The organism is Pseudomonas sp. S3_B11, assembly GCF_054667715.1.
Genome location: NZ_CP162749.1, coordinates 3,191,717 through 3,217,165 on the forward strand (window position 1 = coordinate 3,191,717; position 25,449 = coordinate 3,217,165).

Here is a 25,449-nt window from a genome sequence, read left to right on the forward strand (position 1 = left end):
GGCCGGGCGCCGTCAAACCAGTAAACGCACAGCTTGCAGGGCGGCAAGGTGGCCTGGGTAAAACCAGTACCCCCATTGCCCCACTGGCCAGACGTTGAAGCTTAACCTCTGGCGAAACAGCCAGAGTCCGATCAGCGGAGCCGCAAAAGCCGTGCCCAGAACCAATAACGAATAGAGTTCAAAATCCAGCGCCCGGCTGACAATGCTGCTTCGGGTATTGATCAACACACACAGAGTCGCTGGCAACAGCCACAGCACAGTAGGCTTGTTGATCACCAACAAGACCGAGGCCGGGACAAGGACTCCGTAGAAACCAAACATCAGCGGATCATCCAGCGCACTCGCGATGGCGCCAGCGAATAACGCCATGGCGCCACTCAAGAATGTCCGATGGTGGCCCCCCCAGGCCACAACCAGCCCCAGCGCCAGAGTCAGCAACACGTTGTATGAGCCCGAGGTGCTGATCATGCGATAAGGCACCTGCGAAATGGCTGCGAACAACAACATCAAGGCGAGATAGCGTCCGTTCTTGTAAGTCAGCCATTCACCACGTCTGGACCGCGCGACGTTGGCCGCTATGGCGACACAAAACAGCGGGAAAGAGAGCCGCCCTGGAATGAACGGCGTGCTCAGCTCCGGCCACACCAACCGCAAATGATCGATGACCATTGTCAGCATCGCCAACCATTTGATCAGATCAAGGCTGGCGCTGCGACCTTTCAACGAGGGATTCAGAACTGGGCAAGTCTCAGTCATAAGCCTTATGCGTTCAAACCGCTCCAGCCGTGAATGCCCACGTACAGACCGACACCAATGATCAACACACTGGACAAATAAGGAGCCCGCCGCGCAACGGTGCCCAGCCATGGCCAGCGATTGGAGGCCTGTCGTGCGCCAATGGCCGCGGCCACTCCCACGGTAACCAGGGTGATAGCCAAGCCGATGCTGAAGCACAAGACAAGCATGCCGCCCAGCGCAACCTCCTTGACCTGAAGACAGAGCAGCAGCACGGTAATCGCGGCGGGACAAGGAATCAGCCCACCCGTCAGGCCGAACACAATGATCTGGCCCGTGGTCACTTTGCGATTGGTAAAGCGCTTGCGGATATCGTTGGCATGCGCCCGTTCGTGGGCGTCCTGGTAACCCTCCAATGACAGTTCCAGGCCCTCCAGTTCGGAATGCTCATGCCCATGATCATGCTCTTGATACTCAAGGTCGTAATCGTGGGAATGCCCCCCATGCCCCAGGCTCAAGCGAGCGCTGAACTCATGGGGCTCGGGAATATCGACCGTCGACTCCAGAAATCCATCGCGTTCGACAAATGAGAACGTCTGAACGCCTCCATCGGCGCGAGTGGTCGTCAGGCAAACGTCCTCGGCGGACCAGGCATGTCCGGTCAACGTTTTCAGGCGCCAGCGGGGTGGCATGCCTTGCTCGAAGATCGAAAGTTCGACACGGCCATGGCCGGTATCGATGCGATGGGTTTCATCATGATGTCCATGGTCATGTTCGCCGTGATGATGCTCATCAGCCTGCTCGAACTTGAACATCTGTTCGCCACGCCAGGTACGCCACAACATCCATAGCGCAATGACGATGATCAGCGCAGCCGATGCGAGCTGGAAGTAAGGTTCCGTGGTTTTGGCATCCAGCCCCTGGCCCAGGTACATGCCACCGATGGCGACCAACCATACCACGGCCGTGTGGGACAGCGTCGCCGCCAAACCCAGCAAACTGCCTGTTTCACCGAGCCCCGAATAGCCACTATAAATGCCGCCATCATGGTTTTCGAATGGCCGGGTTCCAGGCCATGCAAGGCGCCCAGCAAGATTGCGCTGGGAAAATACAGCCAGGCGTTAGCGCCACCCTGTTGCAGCAATTCGGCAAAATTGGGCATGGGGGGCTTAGAGGTACTTGGTGATTTGTTTGAAGGCTTCCAGCGGCGCGCGCTCACCCTTGTTCAGCGCCGAAACGGTGTCTTCCAGGCAATGATCAATGTGATCCTGAATCAAGGTCCGCTTGGCCTGGCACACCGCTTTTTCCACCGCATGCAGCTGCTGGGCGATATCCACGCACTCACGTCCCTCTTCGATCATGAGGATGATGCTGCGCAGGTGACCGTCCGCCCGCTTGAGGCGCTTGATGATCGCATCATGGCTTTGGTGGGTATGGGGATGACTGTGTTCGTGCTCGTCACTCATGACTTGAGTCTCGGACTTCAATGAATTACGCTGACAATCCTATCCCCCCATAGGGGATATGGCAAACGTATCACGACCCAGAATAACGAGTCGAAACACGATCATTATGTTCAGCAGAACACTGACAACGGCGGTGGTATTGGCGTTGGCTTTCGCCATGTTCATGGCCTGGGCCGGGCATACCCGTACGTTGTCCATGATGTCGCAACAGCCCTCCTGGGATGTCGCGCAAGATGCTCATCACCATTCCCATGATGAGCAGACCAACGTGTCTTGTTCAAACTGCTCGGATCACTATCACTCTCCCCTGACGCCCGACCATCAGCACGAGACGCCGCAACTCGCCGCCACGCTGATCCTGGCGGCCCAGCTACAACGCTCTCCACAAACCGAGGTTCTCGGTTACACCGTTCCTCGTGCGCCCATTTTTCTGATCGAACGTCCACCTCGTCCTTCGCTTGCCTCCTGACATGGTCGCGCTGCGACCCTTGATCACTGCAACGAAGGATCTTATTCATGCATTCGCACTCAATGAGTGGCGTCGGCGCGTTCGCTGCGCCTTCGCATCGCCCACTACTGCTGTTGTTTCTATTGCTTGCGTCATTTCTTGTCGGAATGCCCGAAGCTCTCGCCCACGCCGTCGCTGAAGGCGATAAAGGTTTCATCCAGGAAAGCTCGGGTGTCATGTTTCTGCCCTTCATCTACATGGGCGCCAAACACATGATGACGGGCTACGATCACCTGCTGTTTCTGTTCGGGGTGATTTTCTTCCTGTATCGCCTGAAGGACGTAGGGCTCTACGTCACATTGTTCGCCGTTGGACACTCGGTCACGCTGCTGCTCGGCGTGCTGACCGAGGTCAGTATCAGCGCCTACATCATCGACGCCATCATCGGCTTCTCGGTGGTGTACAAGGCGCTCGATAACCTGGGCGCATTCCAGCGCTGGTTCGGCTTCCAACCCAATACCAAGGTCGCCACGCTGATCTTCGGCCTGCTTCACGGGTTTGGCCTGGCAACGAAGATCCAGGAATACGAAATCTCGCCCGACGGCCTGATTCCCAACCTGATCGCCTTCAACGTTGGTGTCGAGATCGGCCAGTTGCTGGCCCTCAGCGCGATTCTCATTCTGATGGGATATTGGCGGCGCACCGGCAGTTTCTGGCGCCATGCCTACACCGCCAACGTTGCCATGATGAGTGCCGGTTTCCTTTTGATGGGTTACCAGATCACCGGCCTGTTTGTCTCAGCCTAAGGAATTCAGACCATGTTCAATACGCCACTTCCCACTGTTAATGAATTGCCCAGCACTCGTCGATTGGTACGCTCGACGGTCATCGCATTGGTGACCGCGGCCGGTCTGCTGGTCACGGTCGTCATGCCTGCGGAATATGCGATTGACCCCACAGGCGTGGGCCGCGCACTGGGCCTGACGCAGATGGGCGAAATGAAGATCACGCTCGCCCAAGAGGCGTTGGCGAATGCAGCGCCGCAGCCAGTACAAGAGGCTCCGGCTCCGCAAATTGTAGCTGTAACCCCAGCGGCTCAACCTGCGCCTCCACCCGCAGCTCAACCCGACCCAACCCTGAAGACAGATGAAATGACCGTCACGCTAAAACCGGGTGAAGGGACAGAAATCAAGCTGGAAATGCTCAAGAACACCACCGTCAGCTATGAATGGGCGGCCTCTGGTGGGCCGGTTAACCATGACACCCATGGCGAACCCTACAACGGCGAAAAGGGCTATTTCCATAGCTACTCCAAAGCCAAGCAGGTCAAAGGCGACAAGGGCGAATTCACTGCTCTGTTTGACGGCACTCATGGCTGGTTCTGGCGTAATCGCACGAATAACGACGTGACCATTTCGCTGAAAACGACGGGCGACTACCTGAGTGTGAAGCGCTGACTCCAGTCGAAACACACTTTTAGATTCCTACGGAAAACTCAATGAACGCCTCAACCACACTGCTCCGCTCCGTGCTTCTGATCTGCTTTATCGGCCTGATGACCGCCTGCGGTGGCACCGAGAAGCCTGCTGAATCCGAAAGCTCGGATCATGGGCACTCGCACGAGTAATGCCATAGGACAAGAGGCCGCAAATGCGGCCTCTTGTCCATCGCAGATACGACACGCTGCTCTCACGGTGGCGTGGCCCTGTCAGATCCTGTAATAAATCACCTCGTATGAATTCTTAAAAACCGTTGTAGGATTTCTTCCCAAAATTATTTCCAGGTCTGTATGAACACCCTTCAGGAACCTCCCAGTCGCCTTTCGAAGAACCGCTTTCCCTCCAGCGCTCCAGCAGCACCCTGCATACCCTCGTTGCAGTCCCCTTCCCCGGCATTGATCGTCCGAGGGAACGAATAACCCATGGAATGGATCGTTGACCCCACGGCATGGCTGGGCCTGCTGACCTTGATCGTGCTGGAGCTGGTGCTCGGCATCGACAACCTCGTATTCATCGCCATCCTGGCTGACAAACTTCCGCCCGAGCAGCGCGACCGTGCCCGTATCATCGGCCTGTCCCTGGCGTTGCTGATGCGCCTTGGCCTCCTCGCCAGCATCTCCTGGATGGTGACATTGACCAACCCGCTGTTCGAGGTCTTTGGCAAGACATTCTCGGGTCGAGACTTGATCATGCTGTTCGGCGGCGTGTTCCTGTTGTTCAAGGCAACCATGGAGTTGCATGAGCGACTCGAAGGCCACGTGGCGCAACGTGCCGGCAATGCCGCCTATGCGATGTTCTGGCCTATCGTGGCGCAGATTGTGGTACTGGACGCGGTCTTTTCCCTGGATGCGGTGATCACGGCCGTGGGGATGGTGGAGCACCTGTCGGTCATGATGATCGCGGTGATGTTCTCGATCGGCTTGATGATGATCGCGAGCAAGCCGCTGACAAAATTCGTCAACGGCCACCCTACCGTCATCATGCTGTGCCTGGGTTTCCTGATGATGATCGGCTTCAGCCTCACTGCTGAGGGCCTGGGTTTCCACATTCCGAAAGGCTACTTGTACGCCGCAATTGGTTTCTCGATCCTGATCGAACTGTTCAACCAGTTGGCGCGCTCGCGTCGCAAGAAAAGCCTGCAAGGTCTTCGGCCGATGCGCGAGCGTACCGCCCATGCGGTGTTGCGCCTGCTGGGCGGTCAAAAGCTGGGGGCCGATGAAGTCGGCGAGGAAATCGCCGACATGCTGGAAGGCGACGAACCGGAGCAGGTTTTCCATCGGCGCGAACGGGTCATGATCAGTGGCGTGCTGCAATTGGCCGAGCGGCCGATACGCAGTGTGATGACGCCTCGTGCGCAAATTGACCACCTCGATTTGGCAGATGCTCCGCAAGAAATCCGTACGGCGCTGATGCACTCTTCTTACTCGCGCTTGCCGTTGATCCGAGAAGGACGCGTGGATGAGCCGCTGGGCTTTGTCCATAAGAAAGAACTGCTAAAGGAAATACTGGCGGGCAATCAGCCGAATCTGGAGGCCATGGCGCGCAAAGCCATCAACCTGCTCGACAGCTTCACGATCCTTAACGCATTGGAGCAAATGCGTAAGGAGTCGACCCACATCGCGTTCGTGGTGAACGAGTTCGGTGACTTCGTGGGTCTTCTCACGATGACCGACATCCTGGAGTCCATTGCCGGTGAATTGCCGGATGCCAGTGAAATCGAAGGTCCGAACATTGTCGCCCAGGATGGAGGTTTCCTCATCAGCGGCGCCCTGAATCTCAGCCAGATTCGCGAACACATCGGCTTCCAGGCGAACGCCACGGAAAATTACCAGACGCTTGCCGGGTTGGTAATGAGCCTGCTGGATCGCTTGCCAGTGATTGGAGACACTCTTGATTGGCAGGGATGGAGCATGACGGTCGTGGAGGTTGAGGAGCGTCGGGTGACCAGGGTGTTGTTGCGTAAGGAATAAATACAGAACGAGGCCGCATTCGCGGCCTCGTTTATTTTCGTCGCGACCCACAAGGCTCAATTCCTGCGCATCATTTCCCGCCCCAAAGGCCTTGGGTTTTGCGCCCATCCCGCTGCCAGATTCTCGATTGGGGTCGAAACAATCCCCGCTTATTACGACAGCATCCCGCTAAGAACGAAACGCCTCAACCTTGAGCCCAAACCGGCTCATTTTGTTGTACAACCCACCCCGCGACACATTCAGCCGTTGAGCAGCCAGACGGATGTTTCCGCGCGTGTCCTTGAGGGCGGCGATGATGGCATTCATCTCATGGGTGCCAAGGTCCGGCGCCATCCGCGGCTCAGGGACACTTCCCCATGTCGATGGGCGCCCTCGCTGCCTGATTTCCAAGGCAAGATCGCTCGGCTCGATCAGTTCGGTCATCGCCAGGTTGGTGGCCCGCTCAATGACGTTTTCCAGCTCACGGACATTGCCTGGCCAGTGATAGGCGCCAAGCATGTCCAGCGCCGCGGGCGAAAGGTCCTGCATCGACTTGCGTAGCGACCGCGCACAACGCGCAAGAAAATGCCGCGCCAGCAACGGCACATCTTCGCGACGCATCCGCAGTGGCGGCACCGTCAAGTTCAGCACGTTGAGCCGATAGTAAAGGTCCTCACGAAAGGCGCCCTCGGCCACTGCCTGGCTCAGGTTGCGATGGGTGGCGGCGATGATGCGCACGTTGACCCGCAGCGATTTTTTCGCCCCCACCCGTGTCACCTCGCCCTCCTGCAGGACACGCAGCAGGCTGACCTGCGCATCAAAGGACATGTCACCGATTTCATCGAGGAAGATCGTCCCGCCATCGGCCAATTCGAACTTGCCTGCCGACCCACCGCGCGCCGCTCCGGTGAAAGCGCCTTCAACATGTCCAAACAGTTCGCTCTGCACCAGGTCACGGGGAATGGCGCCGCAATTGACCGCCACGAAAGGCCCGCCACATCGGTCGCTGCCATTATGGATAGCCTGGGCGAACAGCTCCTTGCCAGTGCCGCTCTCACCGAGGATCAGCGTGGTCGAATCACTGCGACTGGCAATCCGCGCCAGGTGCAGTGCGTCCTCAATCGCCTGTGAGCGGCCGAGGATGGTTTCGAAGGTGTAGCTGGCCTGGGTACCAATGATCCGCCGGGTGATTTCCCGGATGCGTCGGTTCTCGCGCAACGACACAATCCGCCCGCCTTGCTCCAGCGGGCAGACCGACACCAGGCAGGCCAGATGGCTGCGGTCGTGCAGTTCAAAGGTGCAGTCCAGGTCGCGCACGCCTTCCCCACCCGCGAGCAGGACTGCATCGGTCAATTCGCTCTGGCCCAGGCTCTTGAACGGGCTGCCGAGCAAGTCACGGCCGACGCGGAACAACTGCCGTGCGTAATGGTTGAGCGCCTTGATGCGGCCCTGCTCATCCAAAACCACCAAGCCCTCGTTGAGCACCTCAAGGACTGTCTGTTGTTCTTCCAGCAAGGCTTGCAGCGCCATCTGCCTGGAGACCGCCTCGGCCGCGGCCTGGACCGTGCCCAGCGTATGGAAATGAAACCAGCCGGGTTCTGCCGTCAAGGTCAACATACCCAGCGTCCGGCCCTGGGCATCGCGGATTGGCGCGGCGGCGCAATGCATGCGGCGCTGGCGCAGGCCAAGCCCGAAGTTCTCCTCGGCCAGCACATAGACCAAACGGTCTTCGACGATCGCCAGCCCGGTGCAATTGGTGCCCTGTACCGACTCCAGCAGTCGACTGCCAATGGGTGTGAGGTCCAGGCCACAAAAATACAAAGTCGTGCCTTCGGCATCGGTCAGGTTGATATGGCCCCTGGGGTTATAGGCGAGCAAACCGCGCATGACTTGCGCCGCAGCGGCGATCAGCACCCGGTTGGCTGCCAGGGTCGCGGTCAGGTCGGCAGGCGCGACAAAACGGTACTCGCCGTCTTCCGGATCGAGGCCGGCAGCGACGCTGCGCAACCAGGACTCCCAAATCACCCGGCGGATCCCGACAGGCCGTTCGATAGCTCCCTGCAAGCACGCGCGCCAAGCCTCATCCAGCGCAGTGCCTGGCCCTTCGTTCAACGACGCGGGGCCCAGCGTGGTGAGGTAGTCACGGTCTTCGGCGCTCAATGCTGCAGGTTGCTGGTTCATTATCCGGCCACATGTTCATATTTTCGACATGTCAGTATAGACATGTCATCAAAATGAACATCATTTCAAAAACATGAAGATAAAAAACCTTAAATATCAATCAGTTAATTTTTGGCACAACGCTTGCTCCCTGCTTGCACAGACGAGGACATTCTTACCGCCGAGTCGTAAAAACAATAAAGGGAGTCATGTTCATGAGCACATCCAAGACCCTTCGCCTTGGCCTCATCGGCGCCGGCCGCATGGGCAGTTTTCACGGCCTGACCGCCGCCCGGCACATCCCCGGCGCCTGCCTCGCCGCCATCGCCGACCCTACCCCCGGCCAAGCCGCACGCTTGGCGGCAGAACTGGACGTGCAGAAGGTCTATACCGACCCACAGCAATTACTCGATGACCCGGACATCGACGCCGTGCTGATTGCCGCCCCGGCACGCAGCCATGCCGAATTGGTGATCAGTGCGGCCCGGGCCGGCAAAGAGGTGTTCTGTGAAAAGCCGATGGCCATCACCCTGGACGAAGCTGACCGCGCCATCGCCGCCGCTGCCGACGCACGGGTGACACTACAAGTCGGCTTCAACCGTCGCTTTGCCAGAAGTTTCCGCACCGCTCACCTGGACGTGGTCGGCGGCCGGATCGGTACGCCACAACTGCTGCGCTCGCTGACCCGCGACCCAGCGCTGAACAACCCGGCCGCGTCGCCGCAATGGGTAATCTTCCTCGAAACCCTGATCCATGACTTCGATACCCTGCGCTACCTGAATCCGGGCGCCGAAGCGGTTGAGGTTTTTGTGATGGCCGATGCCCTGATCGCACCGGACTACAAGGACAAAGGATTTCTCGACACCGCGGTGGTCACGATCCGTTTCGATAACGGCGCCATCGCCACGGCCGAGGCCAATTTCCAGGCCGTGTATGGCTACGATGTCCGCGGCGAAGTGTTCGGCAGCGCTGGCATGCTGACCATGGGCAACGTCAACGACTCTGACTTGCTGCGGTACCTGGCCAATGGGGTCCAGGCCGACACCCAGCGCATGGACACCGACCTGCTGCGTGATGCCTATGTGGCCGAGCTCAACCACTTCGTCAGTTGCGTGCGCAGCGGTGAAAAACCTCTGGCCAGCGGTGAAGACGCGCGGGCAGCACTGGCGATTGCCCGTGCCTGTATCGAGTCCTTCCAGCAGGGCAAAGCGGTGCGTGTGCAAGGAGCTCTGTCATGAGTTTCACACCGTTCAAACTGGCGATCAGCGCCGAGATGGTCTTCCTCGACCTGCCCTTTACCGAGCGGGTCAAACGTATCCACGCACTAGGCTTCAGCGTCGAGATATGGAACTGGACGACCAAAGACATCCGGGCCCTCTCGGCGACCGGCGCGGATTTCACCTCCATGACCGGCTACATCTGCGGCAACCTGACCGATCCCGAGGACATCCAACACTTGCTCGACAGCGCCCGGGAATCCTTGGCCGTCGCCGCTCAATTGGGTTGCCCTAGCCTGAACCTGCATGGCACCGGCCTGGGTGACCAGGGGTTGCCGGTCAAACCTGTTGCCCAAACCACTGGCCGCATGTGGTTGAACGCCTGCAAGACGCTGGAAAAAATCGCCCGCCTGGGCGAGGACGCGGGTCGGGTTTTCCTGCTGGAAAACCTCAACACCGAAGTCGACCACCCGGGCACACCGTTCGCCCGCGCTGACGAAACCCTGGCGCTGATCGAGGCCGTGGGCAGCCCGCACCTGAAGATGAACCTGGACCTCTATCACGCACAGATCGGCGAAGGAAACCTGATCGAACTGATCCAGCGCGCCGGCAGCTCCATCGGCGAAATCCAGGTTGCCGACGTCCCGGGGCGCATGGAGCCCGGTACCGGTGAAATCCATTATCCCGCCATTGCCAGGGCCTTGTTCGGCATGGGATACAGCGGTGTCGTCGGCCTCGAAGGCTGGGCCAGCGGTGACAGCGAGGTTGCGCTTGAGCGTTTCAGGCAGGCCTTCACGCTTGATGGATAAAGCGTTTGTCGAACTCAAAACGTGCGGCAGATTTTCATCTTTTGGTGACGTACAACTCATAACAACAAAAGGAAAACCATCATGCGTCGTTGCACACTGCTTTTCACCACCCTGCTATTGCTCTTCAGCCAATGGGCCGCCGCCGACTATCGCATCGGCGTCAGCATCGCCAGGGTCGACGACAACTTCATGACCTACGTGCGTAATGGCCTGGACGAGGCCGCGAAAAAGGAAAACGTGCAGATTCAGTTCGAGGACGCCCAAGGCGATGTGGTGCGCCAACTCAACCAGGTCCAGGGCTTTATCAACCAGCAAGTGGATGCGGTCATTGTCCTGCCGGTGGACACCTCCGCCACGGCCAATATCACCCGCGCCGCAGTCGAAGCGAAAACGCCGCTGGTCTACGTCAACCGTCACCCGGACGAGCGCACCTTGCCCAAAGGCGTCGTCACCGTCGCGTCCAATGACATCGAGGCCGGACAGCTGCAAATGCGCTACCTGGCCGAAAAGCTCGGCGGCAAGGGCAACCTCGCGATCATCATGGGCGACCTGGCGCAAAACGCGACCCACGACCGCACCGAAGGCGTCAAGCAGGTGCTCAAGGATTATCCCGGGATCAAGATTGTCGAGCAGCAAAGCGCCGAGTGGCAGCGCAACAAAGGGATGGACCTGACCAGTAACTGGCTATTGGCGGGCAGCCGTTTCGATGCCATCGTTGCCAACAACGACGAAATGGCCATCGGTGCGGCCATGGCCTTGCAACAGGCCGGCAAAGCCAAGGGCGAGATCGCGATTGTCGGCATCGACGGTTTGCCTGACGGTCTGGCGGCGATCAAGCGTGGGATGCTGGTCGCCTCGGTGTTCCAGGACCCCAAGGCCCAGGCGGCCAGCGCGGTACAGGCAGCACTCAAGATGATCAAGGGAGAGCCGGTGGAAACGGACGTCTGGGTGCCCTTTCAGTTGATCAAGCCTGAGCAGTTGGCGGTGTTTGAACAACATTACAAGTAGCGACACGCTCGACACTTCGCCGCGATCCCGGCCAGGGATCAGCGGCGACTCAGCGAACTGAGGCCTGACCTGCCGTTCGCTCGAAAATCGCCCCCTCTATACCCAGCACTTCACGCGTATCGGCATAGATCCCGATGCCCTTTTCCCAGACGTGCTTGATCGACTGATCGGCGCAACGAATCCGGTAATTGAGCTCGAACGGCTCGTTGCGCGACAACGCATATTGCACCTCGCGCCAGACGTAGTCGGCATCCTGCGCCAGGATCAGGCTGTTGTAAGTGAACTCATGATTGTCCACCAGCCGCTCCGCAGGATATCCGGTCAGTTGCAGGCAGCCGGCACTGACAAACTCCATGGTCCAGTCGCGGTTGTTACGGCCCCGATAGATCAGCCCAGGCATGCTATCGAGCAGGCTCATGCTGCTGCGCTGACTGGCCTGCAAGGCAATTTCGCGGCGTTTGTGTGCCGTGACGTCCCCGACGACCAGATAGAACCCCTGCGGGCCGCGCTTGAGGTTCACCTCGAACCAGCGTAATTCACCAGAAGGATGTACAAAACGCAGGCGTTGATTGAACGAGGTCTCGGGACGCCGACGCAGCTCATGCAAGGCCTTGCGCCACAGCGGGCGGTCTTCCTGGTGCACATAATCGATGAGATTGCGCTCCGCGCCCGGCGCCCCCATCAACTCGGTCCAGGCCAGGTTGAAGTGAGCGATCTGGCCGTTGTCGCGCAATTCCAGCAGGGCGGCGGGAAAGCGATCCATCAGGTGCACGCTCGGTGTCTGTGCAAAAGCTTCCGGGCTTTCCCTCATCTAATGACGCTCCTCGTGTCTTACCGACGCGCCGTTGTGCACCCACGCCGCCAACTCCAGACGTGAGTGCAGGCTGAACTTCTGCAACAGATTCCTCACATAAATCTTGACCGTACCATCGCTGATTCCCAGTTCCCGGCCGATCTGTTTATTGCTCATGCCGGCACCGATCAGGGCCAGGGTCTGCCCTTCGCGCTCGGTCAGGTTGCCTGTGTCTGGCAGGTCCGGATCGTGCGCAGGCCGGCTCACCGATTCGTCCTGATCGGCCAGCAGGGCAACCAGGGTTGAATCCAGAACGATCGCGCCCTTGTGGCAATTGCGCATGTAGCTCAACAACGCATCGGGCTCGGTTTCCTTGAGCACATAACCACTGGCCCCCAGGCGCAAGGCCGTCAACAGCTCGGCGCGATCCATCGACGCAGTGAGCACCACCACCTGACAGTCGAGGCGCAACTGACGCAGTTCATCGAGCACCTGCAAACCACTCAAGCCGGGCATGTGCAAATCGAGCAAGACCTGCTGCGGCGCCAGGCTCACGGCCAGGTTGATGCCTTCGCGACCGCTGGCCGCCTGCCCCACCACATCGAAGTCGTCACTGGCGCCGAACAGCTGCGCCAGGCCTTTGCGAAACAGCGGATGATCATCGATCAGTAATAAGGTTGTGCAGTCCATCGAAACTCCCCTGTGGCTGGTCTTGATGGCAGCGAAGGCCAAGATGTACGCGGACCCCATGCGGGCGGATCGCTTCAATTGTCAATCGGGCGCCAATGTTCGCGGCGCGCTCGCGGATAATCGCCAGACCGAAATGATTTGCCTCCCCTGACGCCGGACTGAGTCCGATGCCGTCATCCTCCACCGAAATGGAGACATCACCGTCCTGGTTTTGCCGCAACTCGATGCGGACATGCCGCGCATGGGAATGGCGCACCGCGTTGGCCAGTGCTTCACGAATAATCTGCAAAATCTGTAACTCGGTTCCCGGGCTCAAAGCATCGTCAGCCAGGCGGTTGTCCAGCTCGAACACGATGATGCAGCGCCGCGAGAACTCGGCGACCGAGTCGGCCAGTGCCTGGCGCAGCGAGCGCCCGTCCATGGTCAGACGCGCACTGGTAATCAACTCGCGCACCTGGCGCTGCAACTGGCTCAAGCCAGCGCACAGGTCCTGCAAACCCGCAGAGGCTTGTTCCGGCTCGCCCAACTGGGATTGCAGGCCATGGGCCTGGAACGACAGGTAACCGAGTTGCTGTGCCACCGAGTCGTGCAGCTCACGGGCCAAGGCACCGTGGCGGGACGTCGCCTGTTTGCGCTGCTGCTCACGGTTGTAGCTGCGCAAGCGCACAGCCATGCCTACCGCCTGCGCCACCTCTTCCAGTAACTGGCGCCAACTGGCACCGGCCCGTTTCGGGCTATCGAGCAGCAACACGCCCTTCTGGCCCTCGGGCAAGGCGCACACTAGTCGGTGCACGCCGCGTTGCCGACACGGGCCGCAGCTTTGGGGGGTGTCTGCCGCGCTTGCGTCGCGCCAGGGGCAAGTCACCACGTCCTGGCAGCCCTCGATCAAACCGCGTCGCGTCGGGCTGAGGTCCTCGCCGCCAAGGATCAGGTTCAACCTGGCAGGCGGCAGCAGTGCGTCGAAACGGTCCAGAAAACCCGATAAGGCACCGTCAGCGTGCGCCTGGCTCAAGGGCAACCCGGCCAACAGCTTACGCACGCTGCGGGCCTGTTCAGGGCGCACAGGCCCTAACCAGAGCGGCCACCACTGCGGTCGTGTTCGCACTCTCGATAACTCCCCGTCCGGTTGCTCGACATTCCTCGAATACCAGCAACTTCCATGCCCCGGACGGCCGTGTAGCAAGGCTTATCTCCAAAGGCATAGCCCTTTTTCCAGATTGAGAAAATTTTCCCCATAGGAAAGTATCTCTCCCAACAGGAAATAAAAAAGCACTTTGGAGAGCCCGCATGAAGCCCACCCTTAGCCGCCCCATCGTGGTGATGCAATCGGCAACCGTCTGCACAGAGGTTGTCGCTGAACTGGACAATCCCCTGCTGTTGAACGGCGAACAAGCCGACTTCACCCGGCACCTGCAACAGGCCTTGGCCAGCGCAACCGTGGGGTGTCGGCTCTACCTGCTGGGCGATGAAGCTTTTGTCTGGCGTGTTCACGGGCAGGCTCGCGCCGCTGGCCTGGAAGACGACGAGATCAGCATGACCTGCGCAACGCCCGGCCTGCGCCAGGTGTACTGCGCGCACTGTGGCCTGACCCAGGCGGCCGGGCCGGAGTCGTCGCTGAACTGCATCGGTTGCCACGTCGGGCTGGAGGTGCGCACGCATTTTTCCCGGCGCCTGGGGGCTTACCTCGGCGTGTGCATCAACCCCGACCAACCCTATGCGGCATTCCAGCCATGAGCGCGGTCCTCGACGTTCAGGTCAGCGCGGCAAGAATGCTCACGCCGGTGGTGCGCGAATTCACCCTGACGGCCTGCGACGGCGCCCTGCCCGGCTTCTCGCCCGGCAGCCATGTGCAGGTGCATCTGCCACTGGCCGAGGGCAAGGTGCGCAACGCCTACTCGCTCACCAGCGACCCGGCGCACACCCAGCACTACCGCATCGCCGTGCGCTTGCAGGACGCTTCTCGTGGCGGCTCGCAGTACCTGCATCGCCAGGTGCAGGTCGGCGACACGTTGCAGATTTCACCACCGGCCAATCTGTTCGCCCCCCACGGCACTGCACGCCTGCATATCTTGATCGCCGCCGGCATCGGCATCACGCCGTTCATGGCCTATATTGCTGCGATGGAACAGCAGCAGGCCGATCTCGAACTGCATTACCTGTTCCGCCCGGGCCTGAGCGACGCCTACCTCGACGAACTGCAACTGCGCCTCGGCGCGCGCCTGCATGCCTATGACAATCGCCCCGACCTGAGCCAGATCCTCGCCGACCGGCCGCTGGGCAGCCATGTCTACACCTGTGGCCCGCAGTCTCTGCTCGACGCGGTTGAGCGTGAGGCCTCGCGCCTCGGTTGGCCGCGCAAGCGCGTGCATTCGGAAACGTTCAAAGGCGCGCAACCCGGCCAACCCTTCGACCTGCACCTGCTGCGCAGCGGTCGTCGCCTGCGGGTGGAGGCCGACCAGAGCCTGCTCGAAGCCCTCGAACACGCAGGCCTGCAAGTGCCCAACCTGTGCCGTGGCGGGGTCTGCGGCCAGTGCATCACCCGCCACACCGGCGGTGCCATCGAACACCGCGACAGCTTCCTCTGCCCGGCCGAGCAGGCCGACTTTCTGATGCCCTGCGTCTCACGCGGCAGCGGCCCCTGCATTTCGCTGGACCTATAGGAGTGAGTGACATGCCCCTGCAAGCGAGCCCCGTGCTGAGCTATCGCGATGATTTCAGCTTTCGCAACAGCCCTGCGGCAATCCGCCGTTTCCCCTTCCCCTTTGTCGAGGACAGCTACCTGTACTCGGTCAATATCGAACCGGCCACCTCCCGCGACCCCGGCTCGATCTATGAGCATGCCTTCGACATCGACGAGCACTACTGTTCGGAAATGGCCGAACGCGCCCTGGTACTGGATCAGGACCCGCGCCGCTACCTGGTGATGCCGCACATGCAAGTAGCAGCCTGGGATGCCTTGCAGATGCTGATGGAACACCTGGCCGCCGACTATCCGCAGTGGTTCAGCCTGGTGCGTGACGGCGACCGCTGGCATTGGCGCAACCGCCTGCTGGAGATCGATCAGCCGTTCATTTTCGGTGATGCCACCAGCCTGCCCTGCGCGCCGCTGGAGTTCATCGGCCGACAGGTTCAGGGGGATTTCGCCCTGCTCGATCAACGTGACAGCGATCTGTACATGGACGCCGGCCTGGTCACCAGTCCCGCTGACTGGTCCCTGGCCTTCGACGCCGGCATGAGCTTCAAGCAGTGGCATTCACCGGTGCCCATGGCCCACCAGATGGGCGTGTTCGACCGTGCGCTGAAGTATCTGCTCAACCTGCAAGTGGGTCAGCCGGTGCGGCGCCTGAACTGGACCCTGACCATCAAGCCGCGCCTGGACTCCTCGCCCGAGACGTTCCATGAATGGGGCGCCGACCGCGGCCGCATCACCGCCGAAAACGTCGGCCAACAGGTGCATCTGCGCGTCGAGCTGCAGGTGATGGCCCGTCTGCCGCGCAGCAACGCGGTGATGTTCAGCATCCGCACCTACCTGATCAGCCTGGACGAACTGGTCACTCAACCCGGCTGGGGTTGTCGCCTGCATCGCGTGCTGCGCGACCTGCCCGGCCCTATCGCCGACTACAAGGGCATGACCCGCTACAGACACACGCTGGTCGAGTGGCTGAGCCAATTCGACCCGCACGCCTGATCTCTCTTTCCCGACAAGGACCCTCACATGACCCTTTCATGGCGTATTTCTGCATTGGCCGAGCGGCACCGTGCCCTCGGTTCAAACCTTGAAGACTGGAACGGCATGGGCACCGCCTGGACCTACAGCAGCGCGCTGGCCGACCACCACGAAGCGATCCGCACCCGTGCCGGCCTGATGGACGTGTCGGGGCTGAAAAAAGTCCATTACGTGGGACCCCATGCCGAAAGCCTGCTGCAATGGGCGACCACCCGCGACATCGCCAAACTCTACCCCGGCAAATCGGTGTACGCCTCGATGCTCGACGAGGACGGCAAGTTCGTCGATGACTGCATCGTCTACCGCACCGGGCCTAATGCGTTCATGGTGGTGCATGGCGCTGGCACCGGGCATGAAATGCTGGTGCGTTCCGCCCTGGGCCGGCAAGTGGCGGTGCTGTTCGACGACGACCTGCACGACTTGTCGCTGCAAGGGCCGCTGGCGGTGGACTTTCTCGCCGAGCACGTGCCCGGCGTCCGCCAGTTGCCGTACTTCCATCACCTGCAGACGCGCCTGTTCGAACGCCCGGTGATGATCTCCCGCACCGGCTACACCGGCGAGCGCGGCTACGAGATTTTCTGCAAGGCGGCCGATGCACCGTTCCTGTGGGACAGCATCCTCGAACAGGGTGCCAGCCTGGGGATTATCCCGTGTGCCTTCACCGCGCTGGACTGGCTGCGGGTGGAAAGCTCGCTGATGTTTTTCCCCTATGACAACTCGCAGATGTACCCCTTCGCTGACCAGAAGGCCGGCGACACCCTGTGGGAAATGGGCCTGGATTTCACCGTCTCACCCGGCAAACAAACCTTCCGTGGCGCCGAGGAACACCTGCGCCTGCGCGGTCAGGAGCGTTTCAAGATCACCGGTGTGCTGCTCGAGGGCGTACGCCCGGCCGAGGCCGGCGACACCCTGTGGCAGGGCAACCAGCAAGTCGGCGTGATCACCTGCGGCATGTACTCGCGCCTGAGCAAACGCTCGATGGCCATCGCCCGCCTGAGCGTCGCCTGCTCCGTGCCCGGTATTGCACTGCAGGTGCGCGGCAGCCTTGAAGCGGGCGCCGTGACCCATGCCCTGCCCTTCGACGACCCGGAAAAAACCAAACGCACGGCCAAGGGCTGAGCCGCCCCTTAATTTAATCAGGAGCCTTCAATGGACGCCTCCAGCGAACATTACATTCTCAAGATCACCTGCCCGGCGGCATCCGGGATCATCGCCGCGATCAGCGCCTGCCTGGCCCGGCAGCAGTGCTACATCAGCGAACTGGCACAGTTTGACGACGAGTTCACCGGGCAGTTTTTCATGCGCGCGGTGTTCCGTTTCAACACCGGCGTCGACGGTGATATAGGCACCCTGCGCGAAGGCCTGGGCGACCTGGCCGGCGGCTTCGACATGCAGTGGCAGTTGTTCAGTTCGCGCCAACCGACCCGGGTGCTGCTGATGGTCAGCAAGTTCGACCATTGCCTCACCGACCTGCTCTATCGACACCGCAAGGGCGAGATGGACATGCACATCACCGCCGTGGTCTCCAACCACCTGGACCTGCGGGCCATGGCTGAGCGTGAAGGCATCCGTTTCATTTACCTGCCCATCACCAAGGACAGCAAGGCCAGCCAGGAGGCCGAGCTGATGCGCATCGTCGAAGACACCCAGACCGACCTGGTGGTGCTCGCGCGCTACATGCAGATTCTATCCGACGGACTGTGCCAGCAGTTGTCGGGGCGTGCGATCAACATCCATCACTCATTCCTGCCCGGATTCAAGGGCGCCAAGCCGTATCACCAGGCCTACGACCGCGGCGTGAAGCTGATCGGCGCCACTGCCCACTACGTCACCAGCGACCTCGATGAGGGGCCGATCATCGAGCAGGAAATCCAGCGCGTCGATCACACGCACCTGCCCGATTCGCTGGTTGCCATCGGCCGCGATACCGAAACCGTCGCCCTTTCCAAGGCACTGAAATACCACCTGGAACACCGGGTATTCATCAACCAGGACAAGACAGTGATCTTTCGCTGAAACCCTTCAGGAGGCACGCTCATGACAATACGCGTAGCAATCATCGGCGCCGGCCCGTGCGGCCTGGCCCAACTTCGCGCCTTCCAGTCGGCCCGCGACAAGGGCGCCACCATTCCCGAACTGGTGTGCTTCGAAAAACAGCAGGACTGGGGCGGCATGTGGAACTACACCTGGCGCACCGGTCTGGACGAGAACGGCGAACCGGTGCACGGCAGCATGTACCGCTACCTGTGGTCCAACGGTCCGAAGGAATGCCTGGAGTTCGCCGACTACACCTTCGAAGAACATTTTGGCCGCCCCATCGGCTCTTACCCGCCACGGGAAGTGCTCTGGGACTACATCAAGGGCCGCGTCGAAAAAGCCGGGGTACGGGATTACATCCGTTTCAACAACGTGGTGCGCCAGGTCACCTTTGACGAAGCGACTCGACGCTTTACGGTGGTCGCCCACGACCACGGCAGCGATACCCAGACCTCGGAAGAGTTCGACTATGTGATCAACGCCTGCGGGCACTTTTCGACGCCGAAGATGCCGTACTTCCCCGGATTCGAGCAGTTCGGCGGGCGCATCCTGCACGCCCATGATTTCCGCGAGGCGCTGGAGTTCAAGGGCAAGGACCTGCTCATCGTCGGCAGCAGCTATTCTGCCGAAGACATCGGTTCCCAGTGCTACAAATACGGCGCCCGCAGCATCACCAGCTGCTACCGCACCGCGCCCATGGGCTATGACTGGCCCGCCAATTGGGAAGAAAAGCCGCTGTTGCAGCGCCTGGAAAAAAACCGCGCGTACTTTATCGACGGCACCCACAAGACCATCGATGCGGTGATCCTTTGCACCGGCTACAAACATCACTTCCCCTTCCTGCCGGACGAACTGTGCCTCAAGACCGATAACCGGCTATGGCCGATGAACCTGTACAAAGGCATTTTCTGGGAGTCCAACCCGCAACTGATCTACCTCGGCATGCAGGACCAGTGGTACTCCTTCAACATGTTCGACGCCCAAGCCTGGTACGCACGCGATGTCATCCTGGGGCGCGTTCAACTGCCTGATCAGGCTGCAATGATCGCCGACAGTCGGCAATGGCACGAACGGGAACAGACACTGGAAACCAATCAGCAGATGTTCGAATACCAGGGTGCCTATATCCAGCACCTGGTGGACGCCACCGACTACCCGAACTTCGACATCGCCGCCGTCAATGAAACCTTCCTGCACTGGAAGCATGACAAAGCGGAAAACATCATGGGTTATCGCGACAAGTCCTATCGCTCGTTGATGACCGGCACCCAGTCACCGCCGCACCACACCCCCTGGCTGCATGCACTGGACGACTCGATGGCGGCGTACCTTGCCGAGCCGCCAATGTCCATCACGTCGGTCGGCTGACCGGGAGGTTCTCATGAACGCACCTCGTGTCTCTCATCCCCGGGAGCCCGGACTGTTTGCCCGGGCCCCGGCCCTGGAGCGCTATCGGGTAGCGGCCGGCGGCCTGACGCTGGTGGCCTTGCAGCCTGGCGACAGCCTGCAAGTGATCGACCTTGAAGGACAGCAACCCTGTGAACTGCTGGCCGTGGACGCCAACGGTCGTAGCGCGCTGGCGGCCTGGGCATTGAGCGGTTCGGCGGCCTGCGGGTTCATCGGCGCACGGCTCGCCGAGCCGACGGTGCAAGCTCGGCGCATCAACCAAGCGTTGAGCCGACGCGGTGTTGAGCCTTACCAACTGCCCAGCGCGGCTTCGCTCTGGGACGAGGACAGCCCTGCCGACTTCAGTCGCCACTTCGTCGCCAGCGATGAACTGCTGGTAATTGTCGCCGCCCCCGCAGGACCCACATCCGTCGATCGACAGTACCGGCCCAGCGAACTGCGGTTGTGGGTGACCCGAGCCAATCCCTCGTCGCTGCTGCTCCCGGCGTTACCCGAACCGTTGGGTGAGTTACTCGACGAATTCACAATTCACGCCGGCACCGCCCACAGCTACACCGTCGGCAAAGGGCAGTACGTGCAGGTGCTGGATGTCGCCGGTCGCCAATGCTCGGACTTCGTCGCCCTCGATCGACGGGCACTGGATCGCGGCCTGGAACTGGACCTGGACCAGACCGTCACCCGTACCCTGAACGGCAGCGCCTACCCGGCTCCGGGACTGTTCTCGAAGTTTTTCGACCGGCAGATGCAGCCGATGCTGGAGGTGGTGCGTGACACCGTCGGCCGCCACGATTCCTTCGCGCTGGCCTGCGCCGCGCGCTACTACGAGAGCCATGGCTACTTCGGGCACGACAACTGCAGCGACAACCTGAGCCGGGCCCTGGCGCCCCACGGGGTCGAGGCTCGCAGCGGTTGGCCGGCGATCAATTTGTTCTTCAACACCGGGATCGACGCTCACCAGCAGATGACGTTGGACGAGCCCTGGTCGCGTCCCGGCGATTACGTACTCCTGCGGGCCATGACCGACCTGCTGTGTGGCAGCACCTCATGCCCGGATGACATCGACCCGGCCAACGGCTGGAACCCGACCGATATCCAGGTCCGCATCTACAGCGAAAAGGAGCGTTTTTCCATCGCCATGAGCACTCGAACCACGGCCGATGCCGACCCGATCCTCACCCGTGAGTCCGCGTTCCACTCACGCACCAGCGCCTTGACCGGCAGCTTTACCGACTACCGCAATTGGTGGCTGCCGTTGCGCTACGACGGCTATGGCGCAATCGAGGAATACCTCGGTTGCCGTGAACGCGTCGCGGTGATGGACCTGACCGCCCTGCGCAAATTCGAAATCATCGGCCCCGACGCCGAAGCCTTGCTGCAGTACTGCCTGACCCGGGATGTACGGCGCCTGGCGGTGGGTCAAGTGGTGTATTCGGCGATGTGCCACGAACACGGTGGCATGCTCGACGACGGCACCCTGCTGCGCCTGGGCCCGGACAATTTCCGCTGGATCTGCGGTGAGGATTACGCCGGGGCCTGGCTGCGCGAACAGGCACAAAAGCTCGGCATGAAGGTCTGGGTCAAATCCGCCAGCGAGCAGATTCACAACCTGGCCGTCCAGGGCCCGATGAGTCGTGAGCTGCTCAAACAGATGGTCTGGACCCCAGCGACCCAACCGAGCCTGGAAAACCTGGGCTGGTTCCGGTTCCTGGTGGGCCGCCTGGACGGTTACGACGGCTGCCCGCTGATGATCTCGCGCACCGGCTACACCGGCGAACTGGGCTACGAAGTCTGGTGCCAGCCCGAAGACGCCGAGCGGGTCTGGGACCGGATCTGGCAACTGGGCCAACCGCTGGGCCTGGTGCCACTGGGCCTGGAAGCGCTGGACATGCTGCGCATCGAAGCCGGGCTGATTTTCGCCGGCTACGAATTCAGCGACCAGACCGATCCTTTCGAGGCGGGTATCGGCTTTTCTGTGCCGATGAAAAGCAAAACCGACGACTTCATCGGCCGCGATGCGCTGTTGCGGCGCAGCGCCCACCCCACTCACAAGCTGGTGGGCCTGCAACTGAGTGGCAACGAAGCCGCCCACCACGGTGACCCGGTGTATCGCGGCCGGGCCCAGGTCGGGGTCATCACCAGTGCCTGCCGCTCGCCGCTGCTGGCCAGCAACATCGCGCTGTGCCGGGTCGATGTGGCCTGCGCCGACGTCGGCACCATGCTTGAGATCGGCAAAGTCGATGGCCTGCAGAAGCGCATCAGCGCCGAGGTCACCGCAGCGATTTTCTACGACCCGGACAAGAGCCGGGTGCGCAGTTGATCAACCAGACGGACCTGAGCGCCACCCTGACTTTGACTGCCCCCACTACTCCGCTACTCAGACATGGGAATACGAAGATGGAAGCGACTACGTTCGAGACCGTACCGCAGGCCGCCAGCTCAGTGGGCAGCCTGCACCGCAAGATCGATTGGCGCGGGGCATTCTGGGTTGCCAGTGGCGTACCCGCGCTGGTGCTGTTTTCAATCGGTGCGATTGCCGCCACGGTGGGCAAACCGGCGTGGATCGTCTGGATCGTGTCGATCCTGTTCGGGTTTATCCAGGCCTTCACCTACGCCGAAATCGCCGGACTATTCCCGCACAAATCCGGCGGTGCCTCGGTCTATGGCGCGGTCGCCTGGGTGCGTTACAGCAAGCTGATCGCACCGGTTTCGGTGTGGTGCAACTGGCTGGCCTGGTCGCCAGTGCTGTCGATCGGTTCTGGGCTGGCAGCCGGTTACATACTCACCGCACTGTTCCCCGCCGATGCGCTGATCAATACCTGGCAACTGACCCTGCTCGATCTGGGCTGGATCAAGAGTGGCCTGTCGCTGCGGATCAATGCGACATTCGCCATCGGTCTGTTGATCCTGCTGACGGTTTTCGCCGTGCAGCATGGCGGCATTCTGCGCTCGGCGCGTCTGACCCTGGTGCTTGGCGTGACATCGCTGATCCCCTTGCTGCTGGTGGGCGTGGTGCCGTTGTTCACCGGTGATTCGGCCCAGGCCAATTTCCTGCCGTTGTACCCCCTGGCCCATGATGCGGCCGGGCAAGTGATCGATGGCCCCTGGGATCTGTCCGGCTGGTCGCTGATGGCCGGCGGTCTGTTCATGGCTGCGTGGTCCACCTACGGCTTCGAAACGGCGGTGTGCTACACCCGGGAATTCAAAGACCCCAAGCGCGACACGTTCAAGGCGATTTTCTATGCGGGCCTGCTGTGCATCCTAGTGTTCACCCTGGTGCCCCTGGCGTTCCAAGGCAGCCTGGGGCTCGGCCAACTGGTGACACCGGCGGTGCTGGACGCCAGCGGCGCAGTGGTTTCTCCGGCGGTCTACAGCGGCCTGTTGTCGCCCGCGATCTACAGCGGCATGGGCGTCGGCCAGGTGATGGCGGACAGTATCGGCGGCGGCAAACTGGTCGCCAACATCGTGCTGATCATGCTGGTCCTGGCCACCTTGCTGGCGATCATGACGTCGATGTCCGGCTCATCGCGCACCTTGTACCAGGCGTCGGTGGACGGCTGGCTGCCGAAGTACCTGGGCCGCACCAATGAACACGGCGCGCCCACCGCCGCGATGTGGACCGACCTGTCTTTCAACCTGCTGCTGTTGCTGATGTCCGACTATGTCTTCGTGCTCGCCGCGTCCAACGTCAGCTACATCATCTTCAACTTCCTCAACCTCAACGCTGGCTGGATCCATCGCCTGGATCGTCCCGACTGGGCGCGCCCGTACAGGGCCCCTACCGTGCTCCTGGTGGCCGGTGGCGTGCTGAGCTTCGTCAACCTGGCCTGCATGGGGCTGGGCGCCGATATCTGGGGCGCCGGAACCCTGATGACCGGCCTGCTGCTGGCGCTGTTGATCCTGCCGGTGTTCTGCTACCGCCACTATGTGCAGGACAAGGGGCTGTTCCCCGAAGCCATGCTCAACGATCTCTACGTTCAGGCCGACACGGGTCAGAAACGCGCGGGCCGGTTGCCTTACCTCACGCTGATTGCGGGTGTCCTTGTGGTGTACGGCAGCCATCAATTGGTAGTCTGAGCGCCCTTGCCTGCAGATCCCTGATGAATCATCGAGGTGCAACGACGCCTCGATGATTATTTCGGCCCTCTATCCATCAAGACAACGGTGACTCTTTTGATCAGCACCACCCCCGCACTTGCCCGCGACATCGACGGCAAGGCCATCTCCGCCCGGGTTCTCGACGAGGTTCGAGAAGAGGTTCTGACCCTGGCGCAGCAGCACATTTACCCTGCCCTGGCGGTACTGTTGGTGGGTGAAGACCCGGCCAGCGAGGTTTATGTGCGCAATAAGCTGCTGCGAGCCAAGGACGTCGGCATCCGCTCACTGGAGTACCGTCTGGCTGAAAATACCAGCCAGCGCCAGGTGCTGGAACTGATTGCCCAACTGAACGCAGATGCCACGGTGAATGGCATTCTGGTGCAGTTGCCATTGCCGGGGCATATCGACGAGGCGGCCGTCATTCATGCCATCGACCCGATCAAGGACGTGGACGGTTTTCATCGGGAAAACGTCGGCGGCCTGGTGCAAGGCATAGAAGTCCTTACGCCCTGCACGCCCAGCGGCTGCATGCGTCTGCTGCAGGAAACCTGCGGTGATGTGAGCGGCTTGCACGCCGTGGTCGTCGGGCGCTCGAACATCGTCGGCAAACCCATGGCGACCCTGCTGTTGCAGGCTCATTGCTCGGTCAGCGTGGTGCACTCACGCAGCGTCGATGCCCCGGCGTTGTGTCGACTGGCCGATATCGTCGTCGCAGCGGTAGGCCGTCCAGGGCTGATCGATGCCAGTTGGCTCAAGCCTGGGGCGGTGGTGATCGATGTCGGGATCAATCGTATTACCGACGAATCCGGCAGCCATCTGGTGGGCGATGTCGACTACGCCAGCGCGCGCACCGTCGCCAGCGCGATCACGCCGGTACCCGGTGGCGTCGGGCCGATGACCATTGCTTATCTGCTCAAGAACACCTTGATCGCCAGCCAGTTGCAGCATGCGGCCCAGGCTCGTGGGCAGACATCTGCCAGCCCACTCGAGGGTGTAGTGCTGTTCACTTAAGCCGTTCCCGGAGATTCTGATCTTCCGTTCCTAGCGTGTTTTTGGGTGAGATTGGTGTGTATATCCGTTGCTGCGGTAACGGCTACTTAGGGTTCCGCTTTTACAGCGGCTCACTTTTGAAAAGCCCGGGAGCCGGCCCAGTCAAAAGTAAGCAAAACGCTTTTGCCCCACCACTCGGCACCTCGCTTAGGCTCGGTGTGCCTGAACGAAGGCATTGCTCCGTGGGCCGCCGCGAAGGGCCATCCATGGCCCAGCGCGGCTAACCCGGCATCCATGCCGGGTTGCCCACTGCGCAATACCTTCGTTCAGCCAGCGTGGTTAATGGGGCGCCCCAGATCAAAAACAGAACCGAGGCGGCCTGATAGCCGACCTGGCTCTGGGTGATCGCGTTCCCCTGT

Annotated in this window: 24 protein-coding genes; 17 read left to right on the top strand and 7 right to left on the bottom strand. The window is 61.0% G+C overall.

The genetic code is table 11. The annotated features are described in order from the left end of the window. Nucleotides 1–12 precede the first annotated feature (12 nt). The 3 genes from AB4O22_RS14405 to AB4O22_RS14415 all read right to left on the bottom strand — a co-directional run bounded on the left by AB4O22_RS14405 (nucleotide 13) and on the right by AB4O22_RS14415 (nucleotide 2,201). Entirely contained in the window at nucleotides 13–756 is a 744-nt protein-coding gene (locus tag AB4O22_RS14405; RefSeq protein WP_460096564.1) for a TraX family protein, read from the bottom strand. Nucleotides 757–761: 5 nt separating this feature from the next. Continuing rightward, nucleotides 762–1,733 carry a nickel/cobalt efflux transporter gene (locus tag AB4O22_RS14410; RefSeq protein ID WP_460096565.1) on the bottom strand — a complete coding sequence of 324 codons (972 nt, stop codon included), beginning with the start codon at nucleotides 1,731–1,733 and terminating at the stop codon, nucleotides 762–764. A 171-nt stretch (nucleotides 1,734–1,904) separates the two neighbouring features. Beyond that, entirely contained in the window at nucleotides 1,905–2,201 is a 297-nt protein-coding gene (locus AB4O22_RS14415) for a metal-sensing transcriptional repressor (protein ID WP_013692978.1), read from the bottom strand. Nucleotides 2,202–2,307: 106 nt separating this feature from the next. Between AB4O22_RS14415 and AB4O22_RS14420 the strand changes: the two genes are divergently transcribed. From AB4O22_RS14420 to AB4O22_RS14440, 5 genes are all read left to right on the top strand, one after another. Then, a complete protein-coding gene (locus AB4O22_RS14420; protein WP_013692977.1) occupies nucleotides 2,308–2,670 on the top strand; it encodes a hypothetical protein in 363 nt (120 codons plus the stop codon). 47 nt (nucleotides 2,671–2,717) lie between these two features. Further along, complete coding sequence (locus tag AB4O22_RS14425; RefSeq protein WP_013692976.1) at nucleotides 2,718–3,455, top strand: HupE/UreJ family protein; 738 nt, start codon at nucleotides 2,718–2,720, stop codon at nucleotides 3,453–3,455. Between the two features lie 12 nt (nucleotides 3,456–3,467). Further along, entirely contained in the window at nucleotides 3,468–4,106 is a 639-nt protein-coding gene (locus AB4O22_RS14430) for a transmembrane anchor protein (RefSeq protein WP_460096567.1), read from the top strand. A 41-nt stretch (nucleotides 4,107–4,147) separates the two neighbouring features. After that, nucleotides 4,148–4,276, top strand: a complete 129-nt coding sequence (locus AB4O22_RS14435; protein ID WP_460096569.1) for a hypothetical protein — start codon at nucleotides 4,148–4,150, stop codon at nucleotides 4,274–4,276. Between the two features lie 294 nt (nucleotides 4,277–4,570). Further along, a complete protein-coding gene (locus AB4O22_RS14440) occupies nucleotides 4,571–6,118 on the top strand; it encodes a TerC family protein (protein WP_460096571.1) in 1,548 nt (515 codons plus the stop codon). A 168-nt stretch (nucleotides 6,119–6,286) separates the two neighbouring features. On the opposite strand, the gene AB4O22_RS14445 is transcribed toward AB4O22_RS14440, so the two are convergent. Further along, nucleotides 6,287–8,278 carry a sigma-54 interaction domain-containing protein gene (locus AB4O22_RS14445; protein ID WP_460096573.1) on the bottom strand — a complete coding sequence of 664 codons (1,992 nt, stop codon included), beginning with the start codon at nucleotides 8,276–8,278 and terminating at the stop codon, nucleotides 6,287–6,289. A gap of 194 nt (nucleotides 8,279–8,472) precedes the next feature. Here AB4O22_RS14445 and AB4O22_RS14450 point away from each other — a divergent pair, with 194 nt between their 5' ends. The 3 genes from AB4O22_RS14450 to AB4O22_RS14460 all read left to right on the top strand — a co-directional run bounded on the left by AB4O22_RS14450 (nucleotide 8,473) and on the right by AB4O22_RS14460 (nucleotide 11,291). Then, complete coding sequence (locus tag AB4O22_RS14450; protein ID WP_460096574.1) at nucleotides 8,473–9,495, top strand: Gfo/Idh/MocA family oxidoreductase; 1,023 nt, start codon at nucleotides 8,473–8,475, stop codon at nucleotides 9,493–9,495. Then, nucleotides 9,492–10,283 carry a TIM barrel protein gene (locus AB4O22_RS14455; RefSeq protein ID WP_460096576.1) on the top strand — a complete coding sequence of 264 codons (792 nt, stop codon included), beginning with the start codon at nucleotides 9,492–9,494 and terminating at the stop codon, nucleotides 10,281–10,283. Before AB4O22_RS14450 ends, AB4O22_RS14455 begins: the two co-directional genes overlap by 4 nt. Nucleotides 10,284–10,364: 81 nt before the next feature. Further along, nucleotides 10,365–11,291, top strand: coding sequence for a sugar ABC transporter substrate-binding protein (locus tag AB4O22_RS14460; protein ID WP_223471285.1), 927 nt, complete (start codon nucleotides 10,365–10,367; stop codon nucleotides 11,289–11,291). Nucleotides 11,292–11,340: 49 nt separating this feature from the next. On the opposite strand, the gene AB4O22_RS14465 is transcribed toward AB4O22_RS14460, so the two are convergent. The 3 genes from AB4O22_RS14465 to AB4O22_RS14475 are packed head-to-tail and all read right to left on the bottom strand — an operon-like array spanning nucleotide 11,341 to nucleotide 13,813. Then, the gene (locus tag AB4O22_RS14465) at nucleotides 11,341–12,102 is read right to left on the bottom strand and encodes a PAS domain-containing protein (protein ID WP_123350809.1); all 762 of its coding nucleotides are present in this window, start codon (nucleotides 12,100–12,102) and stop codon (nucleotides 11,341–11,343) included. Beyond that, entirely contained in the window at nucleotides 12,103–12,774 is a 672-nt protein-coding gene (locus AB4O22_RS14470; protein ID WP_460096578.1) for a response regulator, read from the bottom strand. It abuts the gene before it with no gap. Continuing rightward, nucleotides 12,743–13,813 (bottom strand): ATP-binding protein, encoded by a 1,071-nt coding sequence (locus AB4O22_RS14475; protein WP_114731068.1) that lies wholly within the window; start codon nucleotides 13,811–13,813, stop codon nucleotides 12,743–12,745. The genes AB4O22_RS14470 and AB4O22_RS14475 overlap by 32 nt, the downstream gene beginning before the upstream one ends. A gap of 248 nt (nucleotides 13,814–14,061) precedes the next feature. Here AB4O22_RS14475 and AB4O22_RS14480 point away from each other — a divergent pair, with 248 nt between their 5' ends. From AB4O22_RS14480 to AB4O22_RS14520, 9 genes are all read left to right on the top strand, one after another. Further along, nucleotides 14,062–14,508, top strand: coding sequence for a dimethylamine monooxygenase subunit DmmA family protein (locus AB4O22_RS14480; protein WP_013692966.1), 447 nt, complete (start codon nucleotides 14,062–14,064; stop codon nucleotides 14,506–14,508). After that, entirely contained in the window at nucleotides 14,505–15,434 is a 930-nt protein-coding gene (locus tag AB4O22_RS14485) for a PDR/VanB family oxidoreductase (RefSeq protein WP_460096579.1), read from the top strand. The genes AB4O22_RS14480 and AB4O22_RS14485 overlap by 4 nt, the downstream gene beginning before the upstream one ends. A gap of 11 nt (nucleotides 15,435–15,445) precedes the next feature. Further along, complete coding sequence (locus tag AB4O22_RS14490; RefSeq protein ID WP_003200591.1) at nucleotides 15,446–16,462, top strand: heme-dependent oxidative N-demethylase family protein; 1,017 nt, start codon at nucleotides 15,446–15,448, stop codon at nucleotides 16,460–16,462. A gap of 27 nt (nucleotides 16,463–16,489) precedes the next feature. Further along, nucleotides 16,490–17,620 carry an aminomethyltransferase family protein gene (locus AB4O22_RS14495; RefSeq protein WP_460096580.1) on the top strand — a complete coding sequence of 377 codons (1,131 nt, stop codon included), beginning with the start codon at nucleotides 16,490–16,492 and terminating at the stop codon, nucleotides 17,618–17,620. A 30-nt stretch (nucleotides 17,621–17,650) separates the two neighbouring features. Further along, complete coding sequence (gene purU, locus AB4O22_RS14500) at nucleotides 17,651–18,517, top strand: formyltetrahydrofolate deformylase (protein ID WP_003200587.1); 867 nt, start codon at nucleotides 17,651–17,653, stop codon at nucleotides 18,515–18,517. A 21-nt stretch (nucleotides 18,518–18,538) separates the two neighbouring features. After that, complete coding sequence (locus AB4O22_RS14505) at nucleotides 18,539–19,906, top strand: NAD(P)-binding domain-containing protein (RefSeq protein WP_223471287.1); 1,368 nt, start codon at nucleotides 18,539–18,541, stop codon at nucleotides 19,904–19,906. Between the two features lie 13 nt (nucleotides 19,907–19,919). Continuing rightward, a complete protein-coding gene (locus AB4O22_RS14510) occupies nucleotides 19,920–22,262 on the top strand; it encodes a DUF1989 domain-containing protein (RefSeq protein WP_223471289.1) in 2,343 nt (780 codons plus the stop codon). A 77-nt stretch (nucleotides 22,263–22,339) separates the two neighbouring features. Continuing rightward, nucleotides 22,340–24,019 carry an APC family permease gene (locus AB4O22_RS14515; protein ID WP_223471291.1) on the top strand — a complete coding sequence of 560 codons (1,680 nt, stop codon included), beginning with the start codon at nucleotides 22,340–22,342 and terminating at the stop codon, nucleotides 24,017–24,019. Between the two features lie 87 nt (nucleotides 24,020–24,106). After that, nucleotides 24,107–25,051 carry a bifunctional 5,10-methylenetetrahydrofolate dehydrogenase/5,10-methenyltetrahydrofolate cyclohydrolase gene (locus tag AB4O22_RS14520; RefSeq protein ID WP_223471293.1) on the top strand — a complete coding sequence of 315 codons (945 nt, stop codon included), beginning with the start codon at nucleotides 24,107–24,109 and terminating at the stop codon, nucleotides 25,049–25,051. Nucleotides 25,052–25,449 lie beyond the last annotated feature (398 nt).

Coding starts and splice junctions, on each gene's coding strand:
- AB4O22_RS14470 (WP_460096578.1), bottom strand. CDS start 12,774: ATGGACTGCACAACCTTATTACTGATCGATGATCATCCGCTGTTTCGC.
- AB4O22_RS14480 (WP_013692966.1), top strand. CDS start 14,062: ATGAAGCCCACCCTTAGCCGCCCCATCGTGGTGATGCAATCGGCAACC.
- AB4O22_RS14425 (WP_013692976.1), top strand. CDS start 2,718: ATGCATTCGCACTCAATGAGTGGCGTCGGCGCGTTCGCTGCGCCTTCG.
- AB4O22_RS14420 (WP_013692977.1), top strand. CDS start 2,308: ATGTTCAGCAGAACACTGACAACGGCGGTGGTATTGGCGTTGGCTTTC.
- AB4O22_RS14460 (WP_223471285.1), top strand. CDS start 10,365: ATGCGTCGTTGCACACTGCTTTTCACCACCCTGCTATTGCTCTTCAGC.
- AB4O22_RS14415 (WP_013692978.1), bottom strand. CDS start 2,201: ATGAGTGACGAGCACGAACACAGTCATCCCCATACCCACCAAAGCCAT.
- AB4O22_RS14495 (WP_460096580.1), top strand. CDS start 16,490: ATGACCCTTTCATGGCGTATTTCTGCATTGGCCGAGCGGCACCGTGCC.
- AB4O22_RS14445 (WP_460096573.1), bottom strand. CDS start 8,278: ATGAACCAGCAACCTGCAGCATTGAGCGCCGAAGACCGTGACTACCTC.
- AB4O22_RS14505 (WP_223471287.1), top strand. CDS start 18,539: ATGACAATACGCGTAGCAATCATCGGCGCCGGCCCGTGCGGCCTGGCC.
- AB4O22_RS14405 (WP_460096564.1), bottom strand. CDS start 756: ATGACTGAGACTTGCCCAGTTCTGAATCCCTCGTTGAAAGGTCGCAGC.
- purU (WP_003200587.1), top strand. CDS start 17,651: ATGGACGCCTCCAGCGAACATTACATTCTCAAGATCACCTGCCCGGCG.
- AB4O22_RS14465 (WP_123350809.1), bottom strand. CDS start 12,102: ATGAGGGAAAGCCCGGAAGCTTTTGCACAGACACCGAGCGTGCACCTG.
- AB4O22_RS14450 (WP_460096574.1), top strand. CDS start 8,473: ATGAGCACATCCAAGACCCTTCGCCTTGGCCTCATCGGCGCCGGCCGC.
- AB4O22_RS14440 (WP_460096571.1), top strand. CDS start 4,571: ATGGAATGGATCGTTGACCCCACGGCATGGCTGGGCCTGCTGACCTTG.
- AB4O22_RS14430 (WP_460096567.1), top strand. CDS start 3,468: ATGTTCAATACGCCACTTCCCACTGTTAATGAATTGCCCAGCACTCGT.
- AB4O22_RS14455 (WP_460096576.1), top strand. CDS start 9,492: ATGAGTTTCACACCGTTCAAACTGGCGATCAGCGCCGAGATGGTCTTC.
- AB4O22_RS14515 (WP_223471291.1), top strand. CDS start 22,340: ATGGAAGCGACTACGTTCGAGACCGTACCGCAGGCCGCCAGCTCAGTG.
- AB4O22_RS14435 (WP_460096569.1), top strand. CDS start 4,148: ATGAACGCCTCAACCACACTGCTCCGCTCCGTGCTTCTGATCTGCTTT.
- AB4O22_RS14510 (WP_223471289.1), top strand. CDS start 19,920: ATGAACGCACCTCGTGTCTCTCATCCCCGGGAGCCCGGACTGTTTGCC.
- AB4O22_RS14485 (WP_460096579.1), top strand. CDS start 14,505: ATGAGCGCGGTCCTCGACGTTCAGGTCAGCGCGGCAAGAATGCTCACG.
- AB4O22_RS14490 (WP_003200591.1), top strand. CDS start 15,446: ATGCCCCTGCAAGCGAGCCCCGTGCTGAGCTATCGCGATGATTTCAGC.